Annotated in this window: 6 protein-coding genes and 1 pseudogene; 6 read left to right on the top strand and 1 reads right to left on the bottom strand. The window is 55.6% G+C overall.

Going from position 1 to position 4,264, the window contains the following annotated elements; genetic code table 11:
• The coding region (locus Q8M73_01755) for an NlpC/P60 family protein (protein ID MDP2287276.1) at positions 1-337 on the top strand (337 nt) is incomplete at its 5' end.
• Between the two features lie 55 nt (positions 338-392).
• On the opposite strand, the gene Q8M73_01760 is transcribed toward Q8M73_01755, so the two are convergent.
• Positions 393-1,019: a DUF305 domain-containing protein gene (locus tag Q8M73_01760; GenBank protein ID MDP2287277.1), complete on the bottom strand. Its 627-nt coding sequence runs from the start codon at positions 1,017-1,019 to the stop codon at positions 393-395.
• A 408-nt stretch (positions 1,020-1,427) separates the two neighbouring features.
• Between Q8M73_01760 and Q8M73_01765 the strand changes: the two genes are divergently transcribed.
• The 5 genes and pseudogenes from Q8M73_01765 (at position 1,428) to lspA (ending at position 4,033) form a co-directional block, all read left to right on the top strand.
• Positions 1,428-1,553: a hypothetical protein gene (locus tag Q8M73_01765; protein ID MDP2287278.1), complete on the top strand. Its 126-nt coding sequence runs from the start codon at positions 1,428-1,430 to the stop codon at positions 1,551-1,553.
• On the top strand, positions 1,550-1,825 hold the full coding sequence (locus Q8M73_01770; GenBank protein MDP2287279.1) for a hypothetical protein: 276 nt from the start codon (positions 1,550-1,552) through the stop codon (positions 1,823-1,825). Before Q8M73_01765 ends, Q8M73_01770 begins: the two co-directional genes overlap by 4 nt.
• A gap of 452 nt (positions 1,826-2,277) precedes the next feature.
• Positions 2,278-2,532 (top strand): hypothetical protein, encoded by a 255-nt coding sequence (locus Q8M73_01775; protein ID MDP2287280.1) that lies wholly within the window; start codon positions 2,278-2,280, stop codon positions 2,530-2,532.
• A 716-nt stretch (positions 2,533-3,248) separates the two neighbouring features.
• A complete protein-coding gene (locus Q8M73_01780) occupies positions 3,249-3,548 on the top strand; it encodes a zf-TFIIB domain-containing protein (GenBank protein ID MDP2287281.1) in 300 nt (99 codons plus the stop codon).
• Positions 3,549-3,574: 26 nt separating this feature from the next.
• A pseudogene (lspA, locus tag Q8M73_01785) lies at positions 3,575-4,033 on the top strand (signal peptidase II).
• Positions 4,034-4,264: the final 231 nt, after the last annotated feature.

A 4,264-nucleotide genomic window follows, 5' to 3' on the forward strand; every position in this document is an offset into this window, starting at 1 on the left:
CGCACTTTCCCAAGTTGGGGATCCATACTCGTTCAGTGCCAATCCGCCCAGTTCATGGGATTGTTCCAAATTGACCACTGCAGCCTGGCGACAATCGGGAGTAGGGCTTACCCCACTCAGCTATGCGCAATGGGACCAGACCAAACGCGTCCCAGTCAGCGATATCAGACCTGGTGACCTGGTGTTCTACTTTGGGTCTGGCGCACACCACGTGGCCATCTACATAGGCGGCGGAAAAATGGTGAGCGCCTCCAACCCTTCTGATGACGTGGAGATCATTGACTTCCTGGGCCCCTGGTACCGCGAAAGGTTCAGCGGCGTAGGCCGAGTCATCTAGATCGTCATTGGTGTGCGGTCCAGTGCTTCGTACTGGTGAGCGCGGCTGGCGCGAATCACTCGGACAAGAGTTCTTGCATCGTAGTGATCTCCGCGGTCTGTCCTTCAATGACCATTTGCGCGAGATCACGCACGTCTAGGTTCGTCGTGGACTCGAGCACTTGGTCTGCCATCATGATGGCGCCTTGGTGGTGCGCAATCATCATTTGCAACCACATCTGATCAAAAGCCGAGCCTGTTGACTTCAACAATAGTGATAGTTCCTCGTCGCTCATCATGCCCGAAGACCTCGGGTCAGCCATGTTGCCCATCTCATGTCCTGACGGGCTGCTGGGCGGCAAAATCGGTGCGTCCCAATCGGTCAACCATTGAGCCATCGTGGCGATCTCGGGTGACTGCGCCGCTTTGATTTGCTTGGCCAGCAAGCGAACTTCAGATGTCGAGGCTTTCGCCAGTGCCAGATCTGCCATTGTCATGGCTTGCTGATGGTGAGGGATCATCAGTTGCACAAAGGCAATGTCATCAGCTGATCCCACGCTTGCCGAATCGGTTAGGCCAGAAGATGCAGTAGAACTTGATTGGCCGCCAATTGGCGCCGACGACGAGGCCCCGCTACAGCCCGCCAGCAGCCCAACCAGAGCGACAACTGCTCCTCCAACAATCAAGCTACGAGTGATCTTCATGCGCTGTGGGCTTGCATCACTTGCTCAATGGCTGTACACGCATCGAGAATGTCGAGCCGACGCATGTCATCCCACGAGTCACAAGGAAACGGCGTCAGCAAGAAGAGCGCACTGCCTGTATTCCAGCTGAAGCCATCTCCATACCAACCCCTCACCGAGGGCCTCCCCAACTCGGTGGGCGGAACTATCGCCCACATGCCTAGTCTGCCTCCGCGGCACATCAGTACGCACGCAAATTGATGAAGGTTTGGTCAAGACGAAGAGCGACCTGTCTTGATCAAACCTTCATCAATTCTCGCGCCGAGCAATACCAAGCCAATCAAGAATGACCATTAAGGGTCAGGTTGCACTTGCCCAGCGATTCCAGCCATCGAATGACCATCAGGTCTATTCGAATATCTCGAAATCATGCGCACTTCGACTTTTGAGGATGAAGACATCCGTGTTATTGCTGATGATCTCGACCCCGTTGAGCAGTCTCTTGTCTCCGACGGGCAGGCGCTACCCCAAGCACCCTCCGAGGAGGAACTGTGAATCCTGAATCCCTGGCGCAGATGAGCAATGTGGCTATCTATTCGTGGATGCTCACCCTGGCTATGGCGATGGTCGCCTTTGCCGCTTCCTTCGAAAGCGGCAAGCGTCGCCAAGTAGTTGTGACGGCCACCGAAACCACGATGCGTGCGGGCGGCACCGCAGTGCTGACCAAGCCTGTGCAAAAGCCTGGTGACTTCGCGCAGGACGCAATGAACTTCATCAAATCTTTATCGTTAATAGTTCAAATCTCTTCGCAGGTGCGTGACCCTTGAAAGGTTGTCCTAGCAGCCCACGAATAGGGGATGAAGAAGCGAATATTTCGAAGCGAGCGGTCACAATAGGCCTCGGCGCGATCACAGTGTCACTAGTTGTGATTTCCGTTGGAGCAGTTCTGGCAACCCTGCTGGTTATGGTCGCAACTCTGACTTGCCCAGTTTTGGTAATGACGATGATGGAAAAACCAAGTGCGCTCAGTACTAAATCCGCGCTAGACAAGAGCTAGTTCGTCTCAGGTTCGCCATGGACGAATGCTTTTCTTGCAGAATTGCCTTAGTTCCGATGAGTTACCCGAGTCGATCTAGCGCTCGACTCGATCAGAATCAGGATCCCCAATACGCGCCTACTGTGCCGCCGCGCAAAACACAAACTCCGCTACCAAGTCCTGCCGAGTGCCCTGCCATCGTGCGATGCACGAGAAGAATCCCTCACAAGGAAGGTATCTGCCATGCGCAAGCGCATTTCACTCAAGGCCATCGCAATCTTGGTCGGCGGAGAAGCGGTCTTGGTGCTCGTTTTCGCCGGGATCGGAATGCCCGTTCTCAGCATAATTCCGTTGATGGCAATTGCCGCTTGCGCACTAGTCATGGTGGCTTTGCCTCGCGAGTACGGAACGCCTTCGTCGTCTGCACACTCCTCGGAACTCGCACCGCACACCCTTGATAACGCGGCAGAACCTGACGAAAGCCCAAGCACCTCTTAGCGTCCACGATGTCCGGGCAAGCCGGACCTGCATTGAGCATCGCCCAACTGTGACCGCAGCCACATAGATCATTCAAAAGTTCGGGAGCCTACTTCCACAACCATGAATCTTCATGAAATCTTGATCCAGCACGCTCTTTGGCAGCCGGCAGTCAAGCGAAGATAGAAGTGCGCTACCGCAATTCATCAAACAGCCCCAAAGAGCTTGATGGATTGCGGTGGCGACCAGAATTACACGACACCAACCAGCGGTCAAACGCATCATTGAGCATGGAAAGGTGGATGTGAGAGAGCCCGTGTCGAGTCAAAGGCTTGCGGCGTCGGCCTCCCCCTACTACTGCACGAGGACATGACTTACATGTCTTCCCTAGCCCACGAATTCCCCAAGATCGACGACTCGTGCGACTGGATCGCAAGTCCGATTGGTGGCTCGTGCCGGCGTCGACGGTCGGCCTCGCGGCCTCCAGGCAATTGTGTGCAGACAAACTGCATCTATCGGCTGATCCTGCCTTCACCCCGGCACGAGCAATGTGGACAGTCATTGACTGCAGCAGCGAATGAACCCTGCTCACGCAACATTGCTCGAATGGGCAAGTTCCTTGCTTGGGATCGCGGCGCTCGCTGGTTTGGCTGCCGCCAGCGTGAAGATGCTAGCCCGCGTCGCAGTCCGACCAAAGGTCACCCAGTTTCACCCAACTCGCCCCGAATGGAGCACCTATGAATCAGACCGCGATGCCAATTGCTTGCCCCAAGTGCAAGGCAGGCATGCATACCTACGAACGCAACGGCGTAGTAATCGATCAATGCAGCGAGTGCAGGGGAATATTCCTTGATCGCGGAGAGCTCGATCGACTAATCGCAGCAGAGGAAACCGCGTATGGGGCTCGTCCAAGCAATGCCCAGTACCAACAACAAGCAGGTTACGACGATGGCCACGGCTCAAAACACGGCAGCAACAAACATGGAAGCAAGTCAGGAAAACGCCGCGGCGGCTTTCTCGGCGAACTCTTCGATTGATTTCGCACATCCAGCGCGCCGCTAATGTGAGACGGAATGCGAACACAGCTGTGAGACCACGAATTGTCCTGATCGTGACAATCGCAGCGCTAGCAACGTTGACCGACGCAGTCGTCAAGGCGCTCGTCGTGGCTGGCCTCAGCGACGGCTCTTCAATCGACCTTGGCCTTGTTGCTCTCCGACTGACCTACAACCCTGGCATCGCGTTCAGCCTTGGTTCGCGGCTACCGCCAATGGTGGTCACGATTGTCACGGGCGGGATCATCAGCGCAGGATTCACATGGCTCCTCATGCGAGCACGCAGTCTCAACTCTGTATCCATCGCAGGCTCCGCATTGTTATTAGGTGGTGCCCTAGGAAATTTCGTCGATCGACTAGACGGTCAAGGCGTTGTTGACTACTTCCACACAGGGTGGTTCGCCACCTTCAATTTCGCCGACGCCCTGATCACAGTGGGAGTCGTACTTCTGGCCACCGGATTGCTGACAAATCGCACAAGACAGGTGGAGTCGGCTCCTCGCTCCAATGGAGCGAGTTCAAAATGGGACAAGCGAACTTCTTCGGCAATCAAGGCTGTCGATGGGTACGACGGAACTGCGTCTAGCGAATGAATCGCTCTGCGCTTCCACCAATAAGCAATGCGGGGCTGCTGCGCTGGGCTTGGCGGCAACTCACCAGCATGAAGACGGCGTTGATCCTGCTGTTCCTCCTCGCTT

The sequence above is a fragment of the Actinomycetota bacterium genome (genome assembly GCA_030684515.1).
In the GTDB taxonomy this organism is placed as follows: Bacteria; Actinomycetota; Actinomycetes; order S36-B12; family S36-B12; genus UBA11398.